This window comes from Iningainema tapete BLCC-T55 (genome assembly GCF_014698965.1).
GTDB classification, from domain to species: domain Bacteria; phylum Cyanobacteriota; class Cyanobacteriia; order Cyanobacteriales; family Nostocaceae; genus Iningainema; species Iningainema tapete.
On the sequence record NZ_JACXAE010000053.1, the window covers coordinates 35,310 to 59,405 of the forward strand.

The 24,096-nt window shown below is 45.1% G+C and carries 20 protein-coding genes; all 20 read right to left on the reverse strand.

Annotated features, from left to right (window positions below; translation table 11 throughout):
• Positions 1 to 58: 58 nt before the first annotated feature.
• The 20 genes from ICL16_RS15115 to ICL16_RS15210 all read right to left on the reverse strand — a co-directional run bounded on the left by ICL16_RS15115 (position 59) and on the right by ICL16_RS15210 (position 23,960).
• Positions 59 to 2,200 (reverse strand): hypothetical protein, encoded by a 2,142-nt coding sequence (locus tag ICL16_RS15115; protein WP_190829109.1) that lies wholly within the window; start codon positions 2,198 to 2,200, stop codon positions 59 to 61.
• Positions 2,197 to 5,517 carry a putative baseplate assembly protein gene (locus ICL16_RS15120; RefSeq protein WP_190829111.1) on the reverse strand — a complete coding sequence of 1,107 codons (3,321 nt, stop codon included), beginning with the start codon at positions 5,515 to 5,517 and terminating at the stop codon, positions 2,197 to 2,199. The genes ICL16_RS15115 and ICL16_RS15120 overlap by 4 nt, the downstream gene beginning before the upstream one ends.
• Positions 5,514 to 8,078 (reverse strand): putative baseplate assembly protein, encoded by a 2,565-nt coding sequence (locus ICL16_RS15125; protein ID WP_190829112.1) that lies wholly within the window; start codon positions 8,076 to 8,078, stop codon positions 5,514 to 5,516. The genes ICL16_RS15120 and ICL16_RS15125 overlap by 4 nt, the downstream gene beginning before the upstream one ends.
• A gap of 238 nt (positions 8,079 to 8,316) precedes the next feature.
• Entirely contained in the window at positions 8,317 to 8,679 is a 363-nt protein-coding gene (locus ICL16_RS15130) for a GPW/gp25 family protein (protein ID WP_190829114.1), read from the reverse strand.
• Between the two features lie 8 nt (positions 8,680 to 8,687).
• The gene (locus tag ICL16_RS15135; protein WP_190829117.1) at positions 8,688 to 9,011 is read right to left on the reverse strand and encodes a hypothetical protein; all 324 of its coding nucleotides are present in this window, start codon (positions 9,009 to 9,011) and stop codon (positions 8,688 to 8,690) included.
• Entirely contained in the window at positions 9,011 to 9,511 is a 501-nt protein-coding gene (locus tag ICL16_RS15140; protein WP_190829119.1) for a phage baseplate assembly protein V, read from the reverse strand. The genes ICL16_RS15135 and ICL16_RS15140 overlap by 1 nt, the downstream gene beginning before the upstream one ends.
• A gap of 67 nt (positions 9,512 to 9,578) precedes the next feature.
• The gene (locus ICL16_RS15145; protein ID WP_190829121.1) at positions 9,579 to 10,691 is read right to left on the reverse strand and encodes a phage late control D family protein; all 1,113 of its coding nucleotides are present in this window, start codon (positions 10,689 to 10,691) and stop codon (positions 9,579 to 9,581) included.
• 3 nt (positions 10,692 to 10,694) lie between these two features.
• A complete protein-coding gene (locus tag ICL16_RS15150) occupies positions 10,695 to 10,985 on the reverse strand; it encodes a LysM peptidoglycan-binding domain-containing protein (RefSeq protein WP_190829123.1) in 291 nt (96 codons plus the stop codon).
• A gap of 104 nt (positions 10,986 to 11,089) precedes the next feature.
• The gene (locus tag ICL16_RS15155) at positions 11,090 to 11,743 is read right to left on the reverse strand and encodes a hypothetical protein (RefSeq protein WP_190829125.1); all 654 of its coding nucleotides are present in this window, start codon (positions 11,741 to 11,743) and stop codon (positions 11,090 to 11,092) included.
• Between the two features lie 83 nt (positions 11,744 to 11,826).
• Positions 11,827 to 12,969, reverse strand: a complete 1,143-nt coding sequence (locus ICL16_RS15160) for an eCIS core domain-containing protein (RefSeq protein ID WP_202895565.1) — start codon at positions 12,967 to 12,969, stop codon at positions 11,827 to 11,829.
• A 12-nt stretch (positions 12,970 to 12,981) separates the two neighbouring features.
• On the reverse strand, positions 12,982 to 14,481 hold the full coding sequence (locus tag ICL16_RS15165; RefSeq protein ID WP_190829127.1) for an eCIS core domain-containing protein: 1,500 nt from the start codon (positions 14,479 to 14,481) through the stop codon (positions 12,982 to 12,984).
• Between the two features lie 38 nt (positions 14,482 to 14,519).
• Complete coding sequence (locus tag ICL16_RS15170) at positions 14,520 to 15,203, reverse strand: hypothetical protein (RefSeq protein ID WP_190829129.1); 684 nt, start codon at positions 15,201 to 15,203, stop codon at positions 14,520 to 14,522.
• A gap of 11 nt (positions 15,204 to 15,214) precedes the next feature.
• Positions 15,215 to 16,237, reverse strand: a complete 1,023-nt coding sequence (locus ICL16_RS15175; protein ID WP_190829131.1) for an eCIS core domain-containing protein — start codon at positions 16,235 to 16,237, stop codon at positions 15,215 to 15,217.
• Positions 16,234 to 16,491: a hypothetical protein gene (locus ICL16_RS15180; RefSeq protein WP_190829133.1), complete on the reverse strand. Its 258-nt coding sequence runs from the start codon at positions 16,489 to 16,491 to the stop codon at positions 16,234 to 16,236. The genes ICL16_RS15175 and ICL16_RS15180 overlap by 4 nt, the downstream gene beginning before the upstream one ends.
• Positions 16,492 to 16,554: 63 nt before the next feature.
• On the reverse strand, positions 16,555 to 18,540 hold the full coding sequence (locus ICL16_RS15185; RefSeq protein ID WP_190829135.1) for an ATP-binding protein: 1,986 nt from the start codon (positions 18,538 to 18,540) through the stop codon (positions 16,555 to 16,557).
• Entirely contained in the window at positions 18,537 to 19,748 is a 1,212-nt protein-coding gene (locus tag ICL16_RS15190) for a Pvc16 family protein (protein WP_190829137.1), read from the reverse strand. The genes ICL16_RS15185 and ICL16_RS15190 overlap by 4 nt, the downstream gene beginning before the upstream one ends.
• Positions 19,745 to 20,827, reverse strand: coding sequence for a hypothetical protein (locus ICL16_RS15195; protein WP_190829139.1), 1,083 nt, complete (start codon positions 20,825 to 20,827; stop codon positions 19,745 to 19,747). The genes ICL16_RS15190 and ICL16_RS15195 overlap by 4 nt, the downstream gene beginning before the upstream one ends.
• The gene (locus ICL16_RS15200) at positions 20,808 to 21,581 is read right to left on the reverse strand and encodes a T4 family baseplate hub assembly chaperone (protein ID WP_190829141.1); all 774 of its coding nucleotides are present in this window, start codon (positions 21,579 to 21,581) and stop codon (positions 20,808 to 20,810) included. The genes ICL16_RS15195 and ICL16_RS15200 overlap by 20 nt, the downstream gene beginning before the upstream one ends.
• Positions 21,582 to 21,607: 26 nt before the next feature.
• Positions 21,608 to 22,135, reverse strand: a complete 528-nt coding sequence (locus tag ICL16_RS15205; protein ID WP_190829144.1) for a phage tail protein — start codon at positions 22,133 to 22,135, stop codon at positions 21,608 to 21,610.
• A 10-nt stretch (positions 22,136 to 22,145) separates the two neighbouring features.
• A complete protein-coding gene (locus tag ICL16_RS15210) occupies positions 22,146 to 23,960 on the reverse strand; it encodes a phage tail sheath subtilisin-like domain-containing protein (RefSeq protein ID WP_190829146.1) in 1,815 nt (604 codons plus the stop codon).
• Positions 23,961 to 24,096 lie beyond the last annotated feature (136 nt).

Consider the following 24,096-nt stretch of genomic DNA (forward strand, 5'->3'; position numbering starts at 1 on the left):
TCACTAGGACAGATCGTGTCTCTAAAACTGTGTGAGATAATTTTGAATACTGTCTAATTTAACTAGCATAAATAATGCTAACCTCCATACCTGCTGGTGTATATTCATTGAGACGCGCTTGCAGATTTGCAGCCCGTTGGGGTTGATATAAATCATGAAAAACACCCATTTCTGACTGATCGTCTGCACCGTGCTTAATTTCTTCCGCACAGGTTGCCGCTAACTGACAGTAAGTTGGCGTACCGTAGCGTGTACTGTTGTATTGGGGGCGAACACGATCGCGTTCCTGTTCTTGAACTGTTTGTAAATCTTCTTTAACAAATTCTCCTTGGTTGACTTTCTCTACCACTGCAGCTTCTACCAAGTCTGGTTGGCAGTTATACCGTCTGGGCGTGCGAGAATATGGAGGTACGTAGCAAAAGCGTATGCAACCTTGTTGGCGACGGGCGACTTTAACCAAACCATTAAAGAGGCTGTTTTCTGCCAAAGCGATCGCATGGGTATAAATTTTTCCAAATACGGTACTCCGCCGGACAGTCAAGACACTGTGGGCAATTACACAGCCAGGTCCGCTGAGCGCTTCTCGTTCATTGCTGGTAGCATCTAGAATGCTATCACTAATGGTAATAGGTAACGGGTCTAAATTAACCTGATCGTGGTTAACTTCAATTGAACCAATAATGCTGTGTTCAATCAAGAGGCGAGCTTGGGTGTTGAACAGTTCAAGACTTGGTTCCGCAGGACGGTGCGGTTCGCAGTCGCAAGCCAAACCCCATCCCGGTACAAGGGTAGAATGACGAATGGTAATGCTCAACAAATTGCCTTCTATCTGCACACCTCGACCGACAATTGTTAATCCGTCCAAGGTCAAGCGGCTACCTTGACAACCATTTATATTTAACCCATCTGGCATGTCAGTATGCCAGTTTAACAAGCGAATTACCGGGCGTTTACGGTTGGCAGCACGTAATTGCAAACTTTGGTTTTCGCTGAGGGTGATATCGATTGGCTCTACATATACACCACTATCAGTAATTTCAATGATAGCATGGAGTGGACGATCTCGTTCCCATTGCTCTAGGGCAGAGTTGATGGATTTGTGTGCTTGTAACTCTCCTACCTGATATAGTTTGTATTCTCTGGGTTGGTAAAGAGGGCGATCATATTCACCGCCGCCAATATCAGCGCTAAAGCCGTAGTGATAAGATACCCACACGCCTTTTTTAGGCAGATGACCAGGAGGAAAGACGATGCGACCAAGTTCAGGGTCAACCGCAACTTTATCTGGAAGTGGTCGGTAGTACCAGTTTGTTAAATTTGCTACTACAATTTTATCTGGGGGTATTGGTTCTCGGGAGTTCCCAACCAAAATTTGCAGACTTTTCCCTTCACCGTAAAAGTCAGTTATGAGTGATTTAAAAGAGCGGCGCTGGATGGGTACAGGCAGATTTAATTCCTCAGCAATATGGGTTGGCTCTAATTCCGGTTGGGGGTGGTTGTACAAGGGTGTATCGTTCCCTAAAACACTGAATGTGTAGCAATTAGAACCAATTTCTTCTACGCAGTAAGCAGGGGTTAGGGTTACAGAATAAGCTTGCAGCCGCCAGATAAAAAGACCTATATTAAGAATATTGTATTTCCGTACACTTCGTTGTGAAGTAAGACGGCGTAACTCTATACTATGACCAAATTCATTGAATGCGGTGTCTAAATAGTCTAATGCTTGGCGTAAGTTCACAGTTTGACCGCGAGATAGACGCTGATGCTTCAGATGTTGCGTCCAGCTAAGCAGGGTATAAAACTCTACTGCTCGTCCATGCCAATTAGTCACGTCATGAGCTAAGAGTTCTAATAATGCTAGAGTACCCTTACGACGACGGTAACGGATAGTATTGGCAACATCTCGGCGCGGAACCAAGATTTTGTTACGTTGTTGTGCTTGTAAAGTATTGACATCTCCTGGTTCGCCAGTCTCACGTACCGGAGTATAACCAATCAAGTCAGCGATGTAAGGAACTACCCAATCTTCACAAGTTTCAATAAACCAGTTGTCGTAAAGCTGGGTGATGTTTTCTTCAACAACATCTACCTGTTCGGCAATAACTTGTAATAATGACTGGAGTGGGAAACCTTGCTCGGCGTCCCGTTGGTGATAAAAGGCTGGGAGTAATTGGTAAAGGCGGTCTGAGGAATCGCTCATGATAATATTTGGTTGAGAAATAGAGTATCTGGTACTAAAGGAGTGAGGTAAGCAAGTTGAGCTGGTTGGGTAACACCTTTGTCAGAAGTTGCCAAGCTGACTTCTACCGTTCGGGAAGGGTTCTTTTGTTTGATAAGTTTTTGAATTTCTTCTTTAATTTCAGTGGGTGTCAAAACTCGACGCTTACCAGCTTCTAAATCTGTGGTTTTCTCTGGAATAGCGCCAAAGGTATCCACGTCCACATAAGCAATCCCAGGAGTATTTGCGATCGCCGAAATCACTTCACTCAGAAAGACGTTTTGTCCCAGTTCACGCTTTTGGAAGCTGAAAGTCTCTAGCAAGGCGGTACGTACTTTGGTGGCGACGCTTTCCCATTGATAATCGGGTAGAATTTGCAAATTGGCATTGATGATCAATAACAGGAGTTCGCGTTTTTCTACCAATAGGGGTTGGTTGGGAGCGCCGGACTGGCGCAATGCTTGTACAAAGTTACGGTATAGGTCAGAGTTCTCGTCTATGGGAATATCGTCAGCACCAGCAATTGTCAAATGTACGATTTGCTGCTGTCCATCCCAAAGGCGAGTCGCGCTAGCTTTACCAATTCCAGCAAAGGTGCGAGCAAAGTCAATATAATCTTGTACTGATACTAGTCGGTCTAACGCCATCACCGCAAGGGGAGCATTACGACGGGCTTGGTCGCGGCTTTCTGGGTCTGCACCGCCAGTGGCTGGTAGCGGATTTATCACACTTCTAACGCCTAAAGGTCGAGTTGCCAATAGACTAACTTGCTCAGCTTTGACGTTCCCTCGTTTACCAATACCAGTGCGGTAAACCGCCTTGATATTTTCTATACCGCTAGGCGGTCGCGCTCCCTGCTCGCCGTTCCCAAAAATAACTGTGGTTTTGCCTTCGTCATCAGTTAAAGTAATGAAGTTGCGGTCTTGCGGTTTGAGTTCGGCAAGGCTTTCGGTTTCATGCCAGCGAATATCATTAACGCGGATTTCTAGAGTACTTGCAGCCCCAGCAGCAGTAGGAACACTTAAATAGGTAAGCGGTAGGGATTGGAGTGTAAAAGACTGCAATGATTGACTACCATCTCCGCTGCCCAGAACTTCCGTGCGGGTTTCCCCGTGGGTAGCTTTAACAACATTACCATAGATGGTAACTGTATCGCGGTTGTAGGAGTATGCCAAGGAATTAGCCAGTTGCAGAATAGTATGTGTCTTATCTCCAGGTAAATCGGGGTCGTAACTTTGTTCGACTCCAGCTAACATCACTAATTCACTGGCTTTGACACCACCTATATTACCAGGTAAATCTGCGCGATCGCCAGAAACCACTATCCAGCGTCCAGCTTCCAACCCATCGTATAAATCGCCTAGCTCAATCTCCGCCCCATTCTTAGTCTGAGAGCCAATGGGTTCGAGAATTGGTTCTTCAACTAGTTCCAGTTCTTCATTTTGAGCAAATACCGCTGTTTCCCGAATGACAGTAAAGTTATCTTCAGCAGGATTAATCCAAGGTTCGCTCAGTTCCAAGCGCGTACTCTTGAAGGAAACACCGTATTCATAGCGGGAGCGGTTACTAACATCTGTAACTTGGGCAATTATTCTTTTGTCTGGTCGTTCGACCACCACCCAACTACCTGGTAGTATTTGTTCATAAGGTGCATCCAACCAAACAACTTTTTCTTCTTCAGTTGCAACAGAATGGCTCTTAACTCTGCCACTGGCTGTGAGATTGAAGCGGGTCTGTACTTGACCTAGTGTAGGATTTATGACTGGAGGCGGTTCAGCGCTAGTCTTAGTAATGGTCACAGCGCTAGGGTCACTACCAGCACTCGATACGCTGTAATGATTCTCACCGTCAATACCCATTTTTACCACCAAGGGGCGCTGGCTAAACTGAAATTCCAGGTTAAAAGGTGTTAGCCGATTATTCGCAGCAATCGAGTAAGTGACTGTGATGGTTTCACGAACTGCGGGATGGTCTATTGTGAAAGTAGTATCCTGTGTGAGCTGGCGTGGGTTTTCGCTGGGAGGGTCATTTATTTGTTGACCTGCAATTGTAATCTTTGTTCGCATAAACCAGCCTGTAAGAGCAAGGGAACCCATAGCTCTAGGAGGAGTGGGCATACTCACAATAGGTGAAAGTTCAACTTCAATCTCAAAGTTCTCTGGTACTGCGGTTGTGGAGATTTTTTCTAAAGTCCATTCTTCATCTGTTGGTGGTTCGCCTCTGTTTTGGGAAGAGATGCGTCTAGGGGGTGCATTATGACCAAATACGGAAGCACGAGTGCGTAAGGCGTAAACTTTTACTTCCGATGGTTCGGTAACGGGGAGATTTCTCCATGCTGCATACAGCGTTGAACTTAATTGCGGTTGGAAGGTCGTTAAAATCTGGAAATTATTGTCTGATTTATTACTAAATGCTTTAGTGATATTACGCTGTAAACGCAACTCATTTGCGGGTTGTCGTGAGGGAGGTTTGGTCAGAGGTGCAGTTAAATCGTCTAGTTGCGGTAACTTCTTGTGTGAAGGAACGGAGATGGATGTTGATGCTACCGCCTGAGTGGATGTATCTTGTGAGATAATGCGCGTGCGGTTCTCAGCAGATTGAACTTCTACGTTGCGAACCCGCCGCAAAACTTGCTCGTTGCTTGAAACAAAAAGCAATGGATCATTAGGTTTGAGGTTTGTCGCTACTCCCTGCAAGTAAAGTTTATCGGTGGCTAGACTCAGCTTTTGTGGGCGAGTCAAACGAGGTTTGAGATTGTTCCACGCGCTTTTTGCTATTAATTTTTGTGAGGTTTCAAAAGACTGGGGGAGTTCACCTGGTTCTGGTAAACTCTGAGCGCGGTTTCCGGCAACAATTTCTACATTTTGGTTATTTTCTAAGGTATAGGCAAGGTAGACACTAGCAGCCACGCCAGGACGTAGTTCATAACCGACAAGTCTTGCCAGTTCTAGGATAGAACGGCGTTCGGTAGCGGTGCGAAGATAGCCTTCGTTGGCAATGCGCTCTTGATAAAACGTCAGCACATCCGCTACTATTGCCCAAGCATCCAAAAAAGCAATTGCTGGATCAGATGAAAGCCGTGTTTTTAACCCTAGTAAAGGGTAAAGTTTTTGGGTTTTACTGCTATCATTTGGCGATGGAACCTCTAAATAGAAGTTAGACAGCCTAGCTTGCATAGTTTCCAAGAAACTACCATGAGTTCCCACTCGATAGGCGATCGCACTCAAGCCTGGTCGATTTATTGTTGGTGTGGGGGTCAATTGTTCTATCCCCTCACAGCAGCCACAAGTATTGTTCATCTTCCACCTCTTAAATTTAAAGTGAATTTGCCATGTTCAGGGAAACTGGAGTCATTATCTACCTGGGCGATTTCCTCCACTCCTAAAGGGATAATGCCGTTTTCCAGTTCGTGATTTGGCTCTTCGTTCAAACGTTGTAGTTTGGTAACAGTAACGCTTTCCACACCCGGAACTGCTAAAGCGATCGCTACCAACTTACTCATGGTGATACTGTCACCAAAACTGAGATTATCTGGGTGGAAAAAGCCCAAGCTACCATCTGGTAACTTGCGGTTGCTAAAGCGCTCAAGTAATTGAGCTTTAACATAACCACGCAGGGAATGGGGTAACACGCATACAGTCATCTCAATATCCAGAGGTACATAGCGTGCCGCCACAACTTTCAAATCATGTCCAATCCGGCGATAGCGGTATAAATAAGCAGTTATAGCTTGTAAAAAATCTTCATCCGCCGTTTTCTTACCCAGAGGGTCAACAGCCACAAGTACTGCATACCAACTACCCATCCAGTGCAAGCTTGCCGCAGCCCTTTGTACTCGCCGCCCTTGCTCATCAGTATAATTTTGTGCAAGTCTTGCATAGTCATCTGCGGTAATTGCTCGTTGCAAAGATTTGCGAAATGACTGAGGAGCAAAAAGTTTTACCTCAGATATGGATTCTGGATCTTTACCACCCCTTGCTGGTAGAGGGTTACGCACATTACGAATAGCACCACTGAGTTTTGTTTTACGGTAGACTACGTGAGTAATGGCTTCTGCGCCAATGTTGCCAGAGGTACTTTTACCGACTCGATATGTTGCCCAAAATTCTGTTTCAGCCGCAGGTAACCTTCCCAACTCACCATTCCCAAAACGTAAGTACGCCCGTCGATCATTGTCCATTTCCACAACAAAGTGAAGGTTTTGGCTGTTGCTAGCGAGTAAATCAAATTGGGGTGTCCATACCTGACCTTGTGAATCTCTAAGTATAATTTGTGGCAATGCTTGATGTGGTTCTTGCACAAGTAAACGTGAAACCGAAACCTGAGCAGGTAGTGGCTGACGGAAAGTTAGGGGTATTTTCTGTAACTTCGGTGAGAACCGACCAGATAAAATTGCACCATCTGAGGGTTGGTTTTCTGCTTCACAGTAAATAGGCGCAGGTTTTTGGGGTACTTTTCCCAAAACTTCATCACGGATGGTTTGACCGTGATCTACTAAAATAACATTAGCTCTAACAACACTGATATTTTCCAATAACTTACATTCAGGTGGCTGACCAATAGCAGAAATACATAAAGAAAATGGTAGCGCTTCCTCCTCTGCCCAAGCGATTTCTACAATTGGTTGGTTGTAGAGGGCGTCAGTACCACGTTCTACCTTAGTTAACCGCACAGCATGGCGATGAGTGGGATCTGCATCAGCAGAATTTCCAGTTTTTGCACCCAGCACTTCTTCAAAAATCACAATGTCGTCCACTTTCAGATTCAAGCGACGTTCTGGGGATGACGGTTCCGGTTGCGGTTTTGGTAAGCAAATACTTTGTTCGTTGCGTTCACCTGTTTTAGAAATCCATTCATCTTTAAGTGTTGCGGTTGTAGCACCTTTTAACAGACAGCATTCTGTATCACCCCAAGTATAAAAGTAAATCTTATTATGTGCGGTGTAAAGTTGGATTATCCCCGTTGCCATCGGTTCAAAGACCTCATAGGTATGAGTGAGGATGTTATTTAAATCAGAAGACGGAAGGACTCTCTCATTTTCATTTAGGATATTATTGCTACCTGTAACAAAGTAAATATCCTGAGAATCAAGGGGAAGATTGCTATCAGTTTCCACACATACCAAAGTACGAGCGTTGCAACCCTCGTGCATCTGGTAATCAATTAAGCGAGCGTGACGCCGCACTGAAATACGCTGACGAGCAGTTTCTAGATAAGCTTCTGTAGCAACCGCATCTTGATAGTAACTGAGATGGTCACCTACATAAGCCAGCAGTTCTACCAAAGTCATGCCCAAATCAGGGACATGGCGTTCTTTCCACTCAGGTAGAGTTAATGCCAAGCGATCTAGAATTAATTTTTGAAAACTAGCATAATCCTTTGCCAGGTAGTTAATTTCTGGGGCGGGATGTTTTTCCTGTGGACAAATATTGCTCTGCTGGCAGTCTAATTCGTTTGGACAGTTGACTTTAAAATTGAATTGAAGTTGGGCATATCTAGGGTCAAAGCCACGCATGGGATCGTTTGTTGGACGACCGTAGTTATCCAATTCTACAACACGCAGCAGGTAAGGAGAAAAATCCCCTGGTTTGTCTACGATGACTTGTATATAATCATCTAATTCTGGGTCTTCTTCACGGCAGATCTCTAGGTCAATAACGTGAATATCTGTGATGCGTCTACCACCTTCAATGCGAATATTTTCTTTAGCAATTTCTGTAGGTGCTTTGCCTAAGAAATAAACTGTCAGCATTTGTTGGTTGTCGCTCACTTCGAGATAATCCAAGCCATTTAGGTTTGGGGTAGCGCGTACTTTTCGGCGGCGTCGTTCGTTTTTACAAGTGAGTGTGGGGTTGTTCATATAAGAAGAATGTGTAGGATTTTGATTTATGTTGGATGAAGGTGTTTTTTTGGAATGAACCGCAGAGGCGCAGAGAACACAGAGGAGGAAAAAGAAGAGGAGGAAGAAGAGAAGATAGTTAATGAATAATGTTAGATTGTCGGACATTTGATTTGCATAAAGCTTTTTAGCAAAATGCTTTTTATTATTGAACCGCCAAGACGCCAAGAGCGCCAAGGTAAAGAGGAGTTTGAATCACTTATGGTAGGGTTTTACGTTCTATGGTTTCTGTACGTTGTTCACCTGTACGTCTGATTGCATACTGGATATTGATACGTAGTGTGGAGTCTTCTAGAGTTACTGAAAGAGCACGGACTTCGATTAAGTCACCAAGCCAGCGTTGCAAAGCAGCTTGGAGGCTAAATTCTAAGGCTGTGGCTATTTCAGGGCTACTAGCAGCAAATACCATAGAAAGTAAGCCACTGCCAAAGTCAGGTCGGTTAACGCGATCGCCTGGATTAGTGAATAGTAGTTGCTCAATCAAGTCGCGGATGTGGTTGTTATCATCGGTGGTGGCGGTACTACCCCTGCTATTAAAGTGAAAAGGAAAATCTATGTTCATAAGTTTGTTTAAATTCCTTTGACTCGAATTTGTGTAGCAACTACGTTTAAAGGTGTACTAGTGGGAGCGCAAATTGACCGACTGTCCTGTAACAATACGGGCATTCCTCCTGCTTTTACTCTTACTGCTGCGGACACCCACTGAGCAGTCGCACATGGCGGTGCACCAGCAGTGAGGCTGGGTAAGGTACAACCAGTAATGGTATAATTATTAACTTGTGTTACAATTGACTGACCGCTGACTTTCACACGGGGATTTGATGCAATTGGTTGTCCTTGTCCTGCGTGGGCGCAGAGGACACTTGCTCCAAAATGAAGTACATAACCGGGCATTAAGTTACCTCCAAAGCACCGTTGTTAATACTTACTTTGCTACCAGAAATCTCAATAGTTCCTAAACCACCGCTAATTTCAATACCTGTGGTCTTATAAACTATCTTCATGCCTGTCTTCGTTTCAATAGTGATACCACCTACGGGTCCTGGTAAGTCACTCAATTTGATGGTGGCAGTATCAGTTTTCAGTACTTTTATCTCAGGGAATGGGGGAGTAGCAGGTACTTCTAAGGGTGTACCCCAAAAACAGCCTGTCCAAATTGGATAATCTGGGTTTCCATGTTCAAACTCAATCCAAACCCAAGCATCTTTTGGTGGGACAAGAAATAAACCAACCCCGTTTCCAGCATAAGGTACACTTGGCATTGCCCAACCGCTGTCTTCGGTTCCCAGTACATCCTGCACCTTCGCCCGCACTCTACCCAAACCTTTTGGGTCGCGGTTGTCAGTGACGACGCCTCGGTATTTACCGTAAAAAGGAGATCCTTGTCCATTCATAGTTGTTTTGCTCCAAATGCTGGTTTTGAGTCTTCAGTTAGTTGGTTCTTCACTTCCCCACTCCCCATCACGGCACGACTGCTGGAGTTAAAGCTCCGCGTCCTTCACGAGTTAGGGTAAAGCTTTGTTTGTATTTACCGCGTTCAATCCGGTGGGTTACTTGTTTAACGTAGTAGATGCCGTCATAATTGAAGCCTACACCCCGCACCCCTACCAGACGACGCGATCGCAATGCCCGACCATAACGTACTGTATCTACTTCCCCAGTCGCAGTCAAAGCATCCGATGATTGACTTGCGCTGGACACCGCCCGTAAAGCCGCTTGGGTAGGATTGAGGTTAGCAGTATTCCGGGGTAAGGTTTTGCGTAATGGCATAGCAGGTTTGCTAGCTAGGGGGGGACGCAAGCCACTAGGCACGGGAATGGGAATTGCCAGCTTGGTGAAGGGTTCAACAATCGTTACCTGTGGTTGTGCTGGTCCCAAGGCATTGAAGTTGAACGTAATTGGCGTGTCTACGTTGGTATTTGCTCCCATGTTCATTGTCAGTGCAGGTTGGGGTAAACCTAAGCGGTTATCTATTCCCCAATAAGCGGTATTAACACCAGGAGCAATTGGTTCAATGTAAAAAACAAAACTATTGTGCCTCGCTAATTGCTGAATATAATTTAAATCCGTGCCTTGCTGAGTTGGAATCCGGTCTATCTGAATAGGAATATCGGTAGTAGGCGTTACCTTAGGTATTAAACCTAAAGTAGCATAACTAGCAACTAATCTAGTTATAATCACTGAATCTGGTTGATTGGGATAAGTAGCGTTTTTCTCCTCCAAATCTAGCTTGAGGCTGATATCTTCTCCTGTGACAATCAACCGTGATTCCCCTGGTTGATTGCTGGGTAGAAACTGATGGTTGGTAATAATACCATCAATTAACACTTGGGGTAAAACACCAATAATCACCGTGATAATAACGCGGTTAGGTGGGTCAAGAATGCCACTAAATAGCAATCCATAATCCAGAAGTGAATCTTTGCCCAAACTGAAAGTCATCTGAAACCCATCCCGCTCCTCATCCCGATTGGTAACTTCAATGCTTACCAACGCATCTACAACCGCATACGGAGCAGGTAAAGGTATAGTAGCACCAATCATTAACTGGAGGCGAACGCTATTTACAACCATACCTCAACCTCCTTGAATCAAAGGAATTACCAACCGCCGACCAACTTCTGTGGTAAGTTCATCAGGGTGCATAGCATTGTTGGCATCGCACACACGCCAAAACTGCTCAGGATCACCCAAGTAACGAGCGGTGATATTATCCAAGCGATCGCCCTCAGTGACAGCGTGTTCAGCCAGTACAGCAGTAGTGGCATTAGGTAAAAAACGACGGCGCAAATACGCAATTTCCCGTCCATCTGGACTTACCCATTTTGCAGTTTCAATACTGAAATAACGACTTGTGACAGAAAACATAACAATTTTGGATTTTAGATTTTGGATTTTGGATTACTAGAGTCAAGCAATGACAACCTGTTTCTTCTCTTGGCGCTCTTGGCGTCTTGGCGGTTCATTAAAAATCACAGCTTCAAAGAAAAACCAATATTAAAAGCACTATTAACCACATTAGTTGTAGCCGTGATTTCCTTAGCAATTTGATGCGCCAAAAACAGGTGATAACCTGGATTAGTCAACTTCAAATCTACATAGCTCAAAACCTGTAAAGTCAAATCAGCCTTAGCGCGAATAGGATTAAGCAAAGTATCATAAGACTCTTCAGTAATACTAAAGCTAGTCAGCCGCACGGGAAGCACTCGTTGGGGACCCCAAACAAACAAAGTCAGCGGTGCTTCTGGAGGAATCACTTCCAAAATGCCCACTTGGGCTAAGGCTGTATTCGCAATCACCGTTGCACTCTTGGGATAAAGCAGCATTTCCATTGCCGCCAAGGCTGGATAGACTCCCGCCACTACCGCTATAGGATTCGTGGTTTCTAGCTGGTCAGTTGCGTCTACTTCCACACTCAAGGTGATAGTTTCTTTGGGCGGTCCTGTTAAGCGAAATGCTTCTGAGCGATCGCTGTTCTCACCACCTCCTGTAGAACGTGCTTCCAATCGGCGCGTCATTGTATCCGGGTTGTATTGGAAGATGATAACGCTGGAAATTGGATTGACTGGGTCAAGTCCGATAATTGCCCCTTTAAGCAGGCGGGGTGAGCCGGGGAAGGTAGTCATGGGTGTGAAGAATAGTGATGGTGGCTGATAGCAGTCAAGGAAAGATTTGGCTATTTTCCAATGTCTTTAAGAGTGAATGCAGCTTACTTTGGTCCAAAGCAACAAGGACATCCTTTTTTGTGATTGAACAGAATTGATGCTAGTGCTCCGCTAAATTGGGTTGGTCCCGGATCGGTGTAATAGTTACCCATAATGTCATTCTCGAATCCTGGCAATGTGTATTTGCCAAAATACAGGTCGTATAACCCCATCAGATGCCCAGTTTCGTGGACGACTGTCAGTTCATCCGCATCCTCTGCCCAGTGAACGTAGAGGGGAGCAGAAATATCGCGATATCCCGGTGCTTCCACATATACGGCGTTGCTCTCAGGCACTTGCCACCGCCAGTTTTTAGAGGGATAGGCATTGACCTTCGATTTCATTGTCACAGGGCATCGCTTGCTATTGCTGGCGCAGACGATATCGGTACTCCAGCGACTGTTAATTCGACTTTGCCAGGTTGTCGCAAGAGTGGAATTAGCGCGAGGTCCATAGATGCCGATGCCGATTTCAAACGTGAAGTTGCAACCCGATTGGGTAATTTTATCCAGTTTACGCTGGAGAACTGGGTGAACAACGCTTTGCTGTTGGACAACATGAGTTAACTCATGGGCTAAAAGCGTTTTTCCCACTGCACTTTGAGGCGCATATTGCCCTGACGCAAAAACAATGTGATTCCCCATCGTATACGCCAATGCATTCAATGCCAGTGCCGATTTCGCAGCTTTCGCATCAGTATGAATTCGGACACCGCTAAAATCCTTCCGAGATTGCGTTTGCGGTTCAGACTGCTGAACAATTTTATCTGCTGTTCTATCTGCTTCCTGCTCAAATTGCTCTCCCACTGCACCAATAGTTAACCGAGGCTGAATTTGAGGCAACATTTGACTCACTCGCACTTGGCTTAAGTCCTGGGCAAAGCGCGATTCCATAAAAGTCCGAGTTTCTGCATCCAAAGGTTGACCGGGCGATCGCAGCACTTCATGTACAATTGGTGGTACTTCCGACACTTCAGCTTGGTTGCTAGCACGCCGTTGTAGAAGGGATTTGTTTTTTTGACACTCAGTACACTCACCACCTGCTAAAGTGTGTTGATTGCAGGATGTGCATTTGCGTTGCAATAAACCAGTCCTCAAAGGCGTAAAGGATGATTTGGCTTTGGTTTGGTTGGGCGATCGCATGTTCATTATCTCGATCCCTCAAAACTTGATTGGTGGAAGCGGAAGCAAGAATTCGCGTGGTGCTCTTGGGGGCTGTGGTATGTTAGACGGGGGCTGTTCTCTGGATGGCGGTATGGGCACTTGGAACTTCTCACCCTTTAAAGTACGCAGTAGGGCTTTTGCCGCAGCTTTGAGGGCTTTTTTCGTTTCCCCATCTACAGGCAAAAAGTCTAAAGCTTTATCCACTGCTATTTCATCTACCCGCATGGCACCATCAACTACCGCATCGAAAGCAGGTTTCGATAGTCCGCGTAACTGACGCAGAATTGGGTCTCCTTCCAAAAGCTGCTCAATTTCATGTCGGTAGGTTGGTGGTTTATATGGTGGGATTGATGGCAGTTTTGGTGCCCCGAAGGGTCCAGGAGGTATTGGAGATGGAATCTCGATTTTAGGACCTGTTCCAATAGGTGGTTGCGAGGGTGAGAGGGTGGGTAAATCGCGGTAGCTGTAGCGGCGTGCTGTAAACGAGACTTCAACCCGGCGATTGCGCGATTCGCGGTTTTTGGTCTGCACTTTCAGTGATGTTTTGCCCAAGCTGTAAGCACGCATAATGGACTGAGGGATAGCAAGGTCGCCCTCACCTAGTGCTTTCATGACGGTCTCAGCGCGTTGCTGACCCAACATTTGATTGTGCTGTTCGGTATCTGTGGCGTCAGTGTGACCGACGATGGTGATGTAAGAGTCGGGATACAATTTCATTAGTTGGGCAACCCGCTTTTTGTAAGCGGCAATTTTGCTGCTGTGTGCTTCTGTAAGTTCTGCACTGTCAGAGGTAAAAGCATCTAGCGTCAGTAAGGCGAATATCGAGTCGATGTAGGGCAAACCCGTCGGTTTTCGCTCATCGGTAGCAAGGTTAGTTTGACGTTGAATCTGCGGACTATCGACTACAGCAACATTCTTGCTTATGGAGGTCACTTGACTTTGTTGCATTACTCTATCTGCACTGGCACTAGCTTCTTGCTCTGATATGCTCGTTGGGTGATCGAACTGCAATGATGCACTAGTATTGAACGAGCGATCGCCTTGCTGGATGACATGGGTTAATTCATGTGCCAGCAACTGCTTACCTTCATTTATTGTCGGTGAATACTGTCCCGCCCCAAACACTATATTCTGTCCTACTGTATAAGCTAAGGCATTTACCACCTGCGCCGACTCCGCAGCTTTAGCATCTACGTGTACCCTGACGCTGCTAAAGTCATGTCCAAAGCGTGACTCCATAAAAGTACGGGTGTTAGCATCTAGGGGTTGACCAGGCGAATTCAATACTTCATATACAATTGGTGGCGGCACTTCTAACGTTTCTGCTTGACCTGTGGCACGCCGTTGCAGGAGCGATTTGTTTTTCTGACACTCAGTACGCTCACTACCTCCTAAGGTGTGTTGGTTGTAAGAAGTGCATTTGCGTTGTAAAAGACCACCGCTAAAAGGCGTAAAGGATTGTTTAGCTTTAGTTTGAGTGGGTGCGCGGGTATTCATAGATTTAGTCCTCTGTATACTGCGGTTGCATTCGTACACTACAAACAGTAATCATTTTGCTGTTCATTCCAAACTGCATCCAGATTTTGGAATGTATTAATGCATTGCTGCCAAATTTCAGGAACTTTCAAATAACAGAAAAAGCCAGGTTCATTTATTCCAGGCAATGTGTAAACTGTTTGTACTAGACGCAATAACTGAGCTTGCAATACTGCAATTTCAGTTTCACTTTCCCATCGCTGTAATAACTCATAAAGCAACAATGGATTGTCAGGAGGATGCAGAGGAGTTGTTCGTAGCTGGCAATAATGCTCGCAGAAATCAATCTGTGCTAGGGGGTTTTCTGGCAAACCTCCTAAGATAAATTCTCCAACAATAAGTAAAGGTACATCCTCTAATAAAACCAAAGGATAAATAGGAAAATCATGATTTGTCAACATTTGACTGCTGGCAGATATCCCCAGTTTTATCCTGGGAAAATAGATGTTATGTTCTTTAGGAACAAAAAGTATTCTTAGCAAAAAAAATACTTTTGTAGCTTCGATAATCCAATCTCCATTGTCAATCAGTAAATGGCAATAATCACGCAAGGCGGAAATCACCCAAGACTTACCTTCTGGATAAATTGTATTGACAGCAAGAATATAGCTTCTTGGGTCAAAAGTGTACCCATTCCAACCCGAACAGCTATGCACTATAGCAAAAAGTTCTTCTCTATTCATAACTTCACCCATTATGCTGGTGTATGTGCGTTCTTGCCGTTACAACAATCCCATGTACCTCCGGCTTTGCGAGTTAATAAAGATGAAGCCAGATTGGTGGGGCGAGTTGTAGTTGATAGTAAAATACCAGCATCTGCCACATTGCCACCACTAAAGTGGGCTGCCGGATCTAAACTGTTAGCCCAATACACGTTAGCTGTCATTGACCAATTACCTCTAGTGTTGGGACGGTTGGGACGCCTCCATATATCATTAGTCGATCCCACATTGGGTGTTACTGTCCCAGAGCCATCTACCAGCCATGCTTCCCAATAACGAGGAGTTGCACGCACAGTATTGTTGGGCGTGCCATTGCAATTTTGCGTATTGTAAACGTTGTTAATTTCTTGAACTATGAAGCCATTCCGACCAGTTGTATTCCAGCCAACGTCCCAAGTAAATTGACCACAAGGGTTAAAGGTTGGACTTGTGATGCCGTTTTCTAATATGACAATAGCCGACCGCGTTAATGTATTCGGTGGCAATTGGGATACTGCATCACGACAGAAAGCCGCATTGTCTGCGCCCATAATCCGAATGCATTCTAGTAATTCATTCGCTTCTTGGTACGGCAAGGTTGTGCCATTTCCTTCTTGGCTTCCCCCTAGGAGGTCTGTTTCTGTTAGGCTCAAACCAGCAATTGTTTTAAAGGCAGCCTTAACTTGCATCGGCGCTGCTCTTGACACTTCCGAATGCACCCGCACACTACTAAAGTCATGCCCAAACCGTGGCTCCATGATAGTGCGCGTTCCTACATCCAGAGATTGTCCGGAAGATCGCAATACTTCATGCACCATTGGCGGCACTTCCGACACTTCAGATTGACTACTAGCACGTCGTTGCAAAAGCGATTTCTTTTTCTGGCACTGAGCACACTCACCACCTGCAACCGTCTTCTGTCCGCAGGCAGTACATTTGCGTTGCAATATACCGCTACTTAGTACTGATGCAGTTGGGCTTTGTTGTTTTGTTTGCGTTGCACTTTGACGAGTCATTGCCCTAAACCTCCGTAAACTGCTTGGGCTATCTGTTGTCCCAATAAGGTCGAATTGCTGTCTTGAGTGAGTTGGATGTTGCTAGCTAATATTTTGGGTACTGCACCGCCTGCTAACAAACTGGTTGCTAGTCCATCATTTGTAACTAGGCGTGCAAGTTCTGCTTCTACGGCTGCCTGTAGAAGTGGGCGTTGACTGTGGGGAATGGGTAAGTCGTGGAGAATTAATTTTTCGATGTGTATGTTGATGTTCATATAGTTATTTTTTTATTGAACCGCCAAGACGCCAAGGACGCTAAGAGAAGAAATACAAGATTGTTAATTAGTGAGTGGTGAGTATCGAAAATCTGCTTCGTTGATGGGTTTTTCTAACTTGCGTAACTCGGTACGGGCAGCATTTAGTATCAGTGGCATGGTGACGGGAGTTCCTTCTCTGGCTGCTAGAAAGGCGGCGTTCAGGGCTATATTGTGAATGCTACCTCCTGTTAAATTGAGACGTGCTAGGCGATCGCAATCTAAGTCTGTTGTGGGTGTTTCTGGGGGAAACACGCGCTGCCATATGCCCTTGCGTTCGGCAATACTGGGGAAGGGGAAGTCAATAATGAACCGCAGCCGTCGCATGAAGGCTGTATCAAGGGCGCTTTTCATATTAGTAGCCAGTATAGCAAGACCGCGATAGGCTTCCATACGTTGTAATAAATAGTTAATTTCTATATTGGCGTAGCGATCGTGACTATCTTTAACTTCGCTGCGTTTGCCAAATAAGGCGTCAGCTTCATCAAAAAATAGGATGGCTCCTCCATCTTCTGCAGCATCAAATAAACGCCGCAAGTTTTTCTCGGTTTCACCAATATATTTGCTAACTACCGCTGACAGGTCGATCCGGTAAAGGTTAAGCTGTAAGTCATTGGCAATCACTTCCGCAGCCATTGTTTTACCAGTGCCGCTTTCGCCTGCAAACAGGGCACTGATACCCAAACCCCGGTTCATCTGGCGGTGGAATCCCCAGTTTTCATAGACGATACTGCGTTGCTGTACTTGGTTGGCAGTTTGCCGCAGTAAGTCCATTGCTTCTTGTGGTAGCACTATATCATCCCAAGTGGCTTTAGATTCGACTCGGCGTGCGAGTGCATCTAACTGGGGACGGGTGTAAACCAAACAAGCTTCCCAAACTCGCTTGTGCAGGCTACCTGAATCATTGGATGTTTTTTGTAGTTCGTTGAGAGCGATTTGCTCAATGGCTGTCAAACTCAGGTTAAATTGTCCTGCTAAAAGTGCTGAACTTTTGGAAGATGCTGTACCTAAAAATTGTAACCAAGCAGCTTGCTGTTCTGTTGGTTTGGGTTTGGCAATGTCAACAGGTAGGGTAGGACGATTTAGTTCTAATTGTATATCACGGGTGTCAAGGAAAATTACTCCTTGACTACGGAGAATAAAGCGGTATAAAGTCGATGTTTGTCCTCCTTCAAGTTCGCGAGCATCTATATAGAGAGCAATGGGTAACAGCAAACTTTCTCTTTGCCACAAGCGGACAAATGTTTCTAAGTCGGCTGTTTGAGCAGGTAGCAACTGTACGGGAATGCGGTATAGGTATAAGCCGAGTGCCTGGGCGCAGTGGCTTGCTACCAATTGCTTGCTGGCTACGTCTGAACCCAATAACTGAATTACGGGGGGATTGTGTCTTGCTGCTGGTTTTTGTAAGTTATTAATTATACTATTTACTAGTGACTGTTGGGAGGGTGGTAATTGCTCTTGACTTGAGGCAGCTTCTAACGGTATGAGTAAAGGTGCTAACCTGTCATCTAAGTAATTCAACCCTTTGAGGAAATTGACAATCCGTTCGTCAGCCCGCAAAGCACTGGTAGTTAGGGGTTGAGCAGCAGGTTGGTTAATTTCAATTAGCCGCCAATAGCGCAGAGGTCGTTCTGGAGAAAGTACGTCCCAACTAGCTTCTTCAAATAGTGTCAAAGCCAAGGCAAAGGTAGGATAAGGACGATGGAGGTCTTCCTGGACACGGGCGCAAAGACTGGCAATACGTATATCTAATTCTATTGCAGTACATAGTAATAATACTTGCTGCTCAAAGTGAGAAAGCCCCAATCGCTGACCTAAAATTACCATAGCCGGAGGTGGATTAGTTGCTTCTGCTACAGCCATTGTTGCCGCAGCTTTTTTCAAATCTTCCTCTGCTGAGGGTGAGACATTCTCAGGTTCCGCGAACTGCAATAAAGATAGCCGCAACCAAGTTAAGGCTGCTTTCAGGTATTGTTCGTTGCTTTTGTGCCAGTGTTCCAGGTCGTTCATTGGATAGTCACCTTTTGAGTGGGATCAAAAATGGGCGGTGTCACCTCACGATTGATTAACAAACTGTCAACTCCATCTACCCGCAAGCGTAAAAAGTATTCACCAGCAGTAATATTGTTGACTTCAAATGCCAGTGGATCTGACTGGTTCGTTCGTGGTAAGGGAAGAATTTCGCGATCGCCTATCAACAAAGCTGCTCTTTGGTCAAGTCTGACTTCCGGACTACTATTCACTGTTAATGTCACCTCACTGCTAGCATTACGAGTTGCTGGGTTCGGGTTAACATTGAGAATGCGGGGTGCGAGGGAAAAAGAAATTTCGTTTGTTGTTCTATCGGGTTGATTAGTTTGCTTAATAAAAGCTACTAAGTTATAGAAACCCGCAGGTAATTGGGCGGGATTGTTGGGTAGTTGCACCTTGATTTCACTTGCAGTTCTTCCTGGTGGTATCAGTTCAACTGCTGTAGCTAAACGGGGATTGGTTAATTTAATCACCACATTTTCCCCATTTAAATGGTGTCCCTTGATAGTCAACTCTTCGCCCAAGCGAACACTGAGTTGCTTGTTGGGAGGAATAACAGTTTCCAAGGTTGGAAATGGTGGAATCAAGTTTGCTTGGGAGTTAATCCCACTATCGTCAGCACCGCGTGTGAGTACAGGTAAAGGAGTCTTTACTGGCAACTGACTTTCAATCAGTACAACCGCAACTTGGTAAGCAGCAGAAATTCGGTACTGAGTTTGAAACATCGTCCACAGTTTGGACATATCCTCTATCGACATGGGCTGGGGAGTGATGCGTACTCGTTCTACCTGCTGATGTAAATCGTTATTAGGCAAGGCATCCCTAATCTCAGTAGCATCAAGTACGGGAAAGTCATGTAAAATACTCATTGCTCTACCTAAAAGGCGATGGCTTTTGATATCATCTTCATCCTCCCCATAAGCAGTAATCAGGTAATATAGGTTTAACGCCAAAGGTGGTTGACCTGTCTCTCCAGGCTTTACCTGAGAAGCCATATCCATATTGCGCCATGCCGCATTGGGCATAGTTTGGTATAAAAACAGATTTAACTGGTTGTTTCTGCCATTGCGTGCTTTTTCTGGCGGTTTTGCGGTCACGATTGCACCCGGTAGATCAAGAATGATACCATCATGCAGTAGGTGAGTGAGGGTGGCAGTAACGGCGGCAATTGCCAAGGAGTTGCTCATCGATAATCTCCTTTAGCACGTTGGTGCAGGTATTGTTCTAAACCCATTACGGGTGTTGCAGGTTGCTGCTTAGTTGGTGGTGACACTGTTGGGGGAGTGGCGCGAACTTCGATCCGCCCAATACTGATATTAATGGTTGGTGTTGGTGGTGATACTTCAGTGGTAACACTTTTAGTGCTAGTAGATGGCTGCACTTGCGGTTGCAAAATGTTTGCTGGTTTTGTTGGTTGCTCTCTTGAAATAGGGTTTCTTACTAAAGGTTTTAGGGGTAATATATCACTAGATACTTTCTTTTGCTGAAGCTGATCTTTTGCCTCAACAGATCGTTCCTCTTTTAGTTGAAAGGTGTTTGCATTTGCTTGGTATGTGGCGGCTAATTTATTAATAGATATCTGCTCTGGTTTAAGCGAAGTTAAATCTTGTTGGCTACCAAAAACTGGTTGATGCTGAGAAAAATTCTGGTCAAATTCCTCACTCTTAAATTGCGCTGCTTCTATTTCTACAGTATGGTGTTGTTCAGATTTAGGATTGGGAATTGGGTTAAGTACAGTATTACGAGAAATTTTTGATTCGTCTTGCGGTGAATCAATTGCAAATGACTCTGTTTGTTCAACCAGCGTCAAATCATCTTCTGTATTTGTTTGTTGAAGTAACTGGTTACGGTGTGTATTGGGTGCTGGTATTTTTGCCGGAGACACAGATGCACTTTTGTTAATAATGGGTAGTTCTATTTCTGTCTGTGAAACCTCTGGAGATTTTAAGGCTTGAAATCCTTGTTTCTCCACATCTATTAGTGTCTCCCAGTCAAACATCATAGCCGATTCATCACTATCATCAATGGAAATATTTCTTTTTACTTGACTTAGTTCCCGTTTCCCCCTATCTCTATTCATATTGGGTTGCTCCCAACTTATATCGGGTGTTGCATCCAATCCAGCATGACTCGATAACGGTTCAAACAGTGATGCGAGTCGCGGTTGAATAACTTCTACCTGGTTAAAACTTCTGGCTATTAAATTGTTGAGATAGTCGCTCATAGGTAGCAGGTGGGAAAAACAACTAACGTACAGATGCGCCATAATGCTTTTGGGCAACTAATTGCAGATAAAACTGACGACGATGGGGACTCAGAGCCAAAATCTCTGCTTCGCCCCAACCATAGATACAAGCCAGTGTATGCACTTCCCGCAAAATGCGATATGCCCAAGCATCAATTTCTTTCCAGAAAAAGGAGAGGATGTCAAAAACAACTTGCCACTGATGTTTACAGACAGGGCATACCAATTTAAACTGTACGTCTGCTTGCGGATCTACTTCAGCCATTCGCTGTACAACCGCATCCCAAAGATTAGGTGGCAATTGATCGTTTGTTTGTTGTTCGCTGTGACAATGAACTGCTAAAACACAGCGGTTAAGCAGGTATTGCTGGCTGTCAGCAATATGATCTTGGCTGGCAAGAGCGGCAATATCTAGGCTGTTAGGTAAGCGAAACTGCACTTGGCAATCAGCAATATCTACAGTGAACGTCTCCTGGGGTTTTGTTTCTGGAAGCGAAAGCTCTGCCCCTACCTTAATATCTGCACTATTCAAAGTCAGTTCCAAACACTCACTACAGTGGGGACAAGTTGCCAGACTGATCAATTGAGAACCAAACACCAACTCCCGTAGTGTCAACAGGTAGGCATCCCGCTGTCCAATACTAAGTTGTGCCAAGGTTTTGAGAGGAGTTTGGGGAAAAGCTACAGCCAACAGCTTTAAAGCTCGCTGTATGGGATGCTGTGAAAGTCCCCACTCCCACGCATTTAAAAGTTCTAAGGCAGAGGGAGATCGCATAGAGAAATACAAAAATGAAGAATTCTTTAAGTTGCAGGTCTGGTAAAGCTTTCTTCTGTGGGTTCGATCACAGATTCATCCCGCTCCCAACCCTCATTTTCTAGCTTGATGTGCTGGATAGCAACAGCATTGGCGTTGGCATCAAGGTCGGGTAGAGCTTGGTATTCCGATACCCAACAACGGTAGACTCTGTATGCGATCGCAGGCTGACCAGCTTCGTTATAGACTTCGATGATGATCTCTTTGCGAAAATCTTTGAGCGAAACTTCTGAACCCAAACCCGCACCAAAGTTCCAAACTTTGTTTGCCCACTTTTCAAATTCCGTGTCGTGGGTGACGCCCCGTTCTAGCGTGATCGCTTCATACTCTGTCCTACCTGGAGACTTGCGACTGCTGCTAGGATCTCCTCCCTCTCTGTGTTTGACTACCTCAGTTGTCCGTTTGAACATACTGACCTTACTAACCCCAGCGACATACTTACCATCCCACTTGACGCGGAACTTAAAATTTTTGTAGGGGTCGAAACGTTGTGGATTGACACTAAACTGAGCCATAATTTACTCCTTATACTACGATTTGACCTGCCATCTGCTGTAGCTTGATAAATACAAACTCAGCTGGTTTGAGTGGAGCAAAGCCAACAACAATATTGACAATGCCAAGGTTAATGTCGTTCTGAGTCGTTGTTTCTTTATCACACTTCACAAAATAGGCTTCCTGCGGTGTTTTGCCTTGAAAAGCTCCTTGGCGAAACAGGTTTTGCATGAATGCCCCAAGATTCAAGCGAATCTGCGACCACAAAGGTTCATCATTGGGTTCAAAGACTACCCATTGCGTACCACGATAAAGACTCTCTTCGATGTACAATGCCAACCGACGGACAGGAATATACTTCCACTCAGATGCAAGACGATCATTACCTTGCAAAGTGCGCGCACCCCAAACTACACGCCCAACTGCGGGGAAAGTACGCAGACAGTTAATACCTAAAGGATTGAGTTCTCCATTCTCTGCGTCGTTAAGCGCTACGCTCAGTTGAGGAACGCCCACTAAAGTTGCTTCCAACCCTGCGGGAGCTTTCCACACACCACGTTGAGCATCAGTACGCGCAAAAATACCAGCTACAGCACCGCAAGGCGCAAACTCTTCCATTTGATTGTCACGCAATGGGTTTGGTTGCTTTAGTCTAGGGAAAAACAGCGCTGCATTCTTGCTAGTAGTACCGACATTATCTTTATTTGGGTCGGTAAACTTCTCCTTAGCTGTAGCTTTATCCTTCCAATTACTAGGTGGATCTACTATCAGCATGGCGCGACGCTTCTCACAGTAAGTAGCAGCCTTTGAGATTAAGTTTACATCCACATCATTGGTGGCTAAGTAGGGCGGAATGCAAAGGAGATTGAACAGGTCAACTTTTTCTAAGGCGTAAAGACCCTTTTTGTTTGCCTCTGCTTGAGGTGGGGTAAAGTCATCATTTTGAGTTAACCACTCACCATCCGAAACTGCGTCAGCGATCGCTTTCTTTGCATCTGCCAGTGCTTTCTTAGCGGTATCAATAGCGGCAGAGTCTTGTGGAATGGCATTCTTGAGGAACTCAAGATGTTTCTCTGCTTTAGTCACAGGGTCTTGTAGCTCATTTTGTGCGTCTACCAATGCTTTGTAAGCATTTTCCACCGCCTTCTTTGCAGCATCGATAGCAGCAGAGTCTGGTGGATTAGCACTTTGCAAATCTGCAAGTTTCTTCTGCTCTTCAGCAAGCTTCTTGTGCGCCTCATGAGCAGCCGCAATTTTAGGTAGAGTCGGTACAGTAGCAGGCCATTTATCCTCCCAACGCATCAACTGTGATTCCGCCTCTAACACCTTATCAATACGCCGTGGACTACTATTTTCCACCGAGATATTGAGAAAACGTTCTGTGAAGCCACCAGGGCTAGCATCTTGAATAGTGAGATTGAACAAGTCAGTCTTTTTCAATCCCATACGTGCTGCCACATCCTCTGAAACATCAGTATCTATGATGGCTCGCAAGTTCATTCCCCATTTTCCTTCGTATGCTGCCTCCAGTTTGATGGCATCGATACTCAGCTTGGTTTTGGTTTGGGTATCTTTTTTTGCATGGTATAGGCGTACAATAATCGCTTGGCTACCGCCGTTCAGAAAAAAGTCACGTACAGCATAGCCAAGGGTACTTTCTACCCAAAGACCGCCAAAAATACGCTCAAAGTCACCGTAACTGTTAATAGTAATTGGATCATCTGTTGGTCCGCGCAGGGCGCGACCAATGAAAGCAGTAATGGAAGTTGCAACTCCAGTTATTGTGCGTACACCGCTAGGAATTTCTTCGATGTAAACGCCTGGATATGTAGGTGTGATGGGCATGAAAATTTCTCCCTTTCAATACTTAAACCTGCTGTATCACTATATATTTGAGTTTCTGACACAGCGCGATCGCCGCCGACTAAACTAGTAATAAAACAGAACTCATTTGTGAGCTACCATCATAAGCTCTGCTTGA

Coding starts and splice junctions, on each gene's coding strand:
- ICL16_RS15115 (WP_190829109.1), bottom strand. CDS start 2,200: ATGAGCGATTCCTCAGACCGCCTTTACCAATTACTCCCAGCCTTTTAT.
- ICL16_RS15120 (WP_190829111.1), bottom strand. CDS start 5,517: ATGAACAATACTTGTGGCTGCTGTGAGGGGATAGAACAATTGACCCCC.
- ICL16_RS15125 (WP_190829112.1), bottom strand. CDS start 8,078: ATGAACAACCCCACACTCACTTGTAAAAACGAACGACGCCGCCGAAAA.
- ICL16_RS15130 (WP_190829114.1), bottom strand. CDS start 8,679: ATGAACATAGATTTTCCTTTTCACTTTAATAGCAGGGGTAGTACCGCC.
- ICL16_RS15135 (WP_190829117.1), bottom strand. CDS start 9,011: ATGCCCGGTTATGTACTTCATTTTGGAGCAAGTGTCCTCTGCGCCCAC.
- ICL16_RS15140 (WP_190829119.1), bottom strand. CDS start 9,511: ATGAATGGACAAGGATCTCCTTTTTACGGTAAATACCGAGGCGTCGTC.
- ICL16_RS15145 (WP_190829121.1), bottom strand. CDS start 10,691: ATGGTTGTAAATAGCGTTCGCCTCCAGTTAATGATTGGTGCTACTATA.
- ICL16_RS15150 (WP_190829123.1), bottom strand. CDS start 10,985: ATGTTTTCTGTCACAAGTCGTTATTTCAGTATTGAAACTGCAAAATGG.
- ICL16_RS15155 (WP_190829125.1), bottom strand. CDS start 11,743: ATGACTACCTTCCCCGGCTCACCCCGCCTGCTTAAAGGGGCAATTATC.
- ICL16_RS15160 (WP_202895565.1), bottom strand. CDS start 12,969: ATGAACATGCGATCGCCCAACCAAACCAAAGCCAAATCATCCTTTACG.
- ICL16_RS15165 (WP_190829127.1), bottom strand. CDS start 14,481: ATGAATACCCGCGCACCCACTCAAACTAAAGCTAAACAATCCTTTACG.
- ICL16_RS15170 (WP_190829129.1), bottom strand. CDS start 15,203: ATGAATAGAGAAGAACTTTTTGCTATAGTGCATAGCTGTTCGGGTTGG.
- ICL16_RS15175 (WP_190829131.1), bottom strand. CDS start 16,237: ATGACTCGTCAAAGTGCAACGCAAACAAAACAACAAAGCCCAACTGCA.
- ICL16_RS15180 (WP_190829133.1), bottom strand. CDS start 16,491: ATGAACATCAACATACACATCGAAAAATTAATTCTCCACGACTTACCC.
- ICL16_RS15185 (WP_190829135.1), bottom strand. CDS start 18,540: ATGAACGACCTGGAACACTGGCACAAAAGCAACGAACAATACCTGAAA.
- ICL16_RS15190 (WP_190829137.1), bottom strand. CDS start 19,748: ATGAGCAACTCCTTGGCAATTGCCGCCGTTACTGCCACCCTCACTCAC.
- ICL16_RS15195 (WP_190829139.1), bottom strand. CDS start 20,827: ATGGCGCATCTGTACGTTAGTTGTTTTTCCCACCTGCTACCTATGAGC.
- ICL16_RS15200 (WP_190829141.1), bottom strand. CDS start 21,581: ATGCGATCTCCCTCTGCCTTAGAACTTTTAAATGCGTGGGAGTGGGGA.
- ICL16_RS15205 (WP_190829144.1), bottom strand. CDS start 22,135: ATGGCTCAGTTTAGTGTCAATCCACAACGTTTCGACCCCTACAAAAAT.
- ICL16_RS15210 (WP_190829146.1), bottom strand. CDS start 23,960: ATGCCCATCACACCTACATATCCAGGCGTTTACATCGAAGAAATTCCT.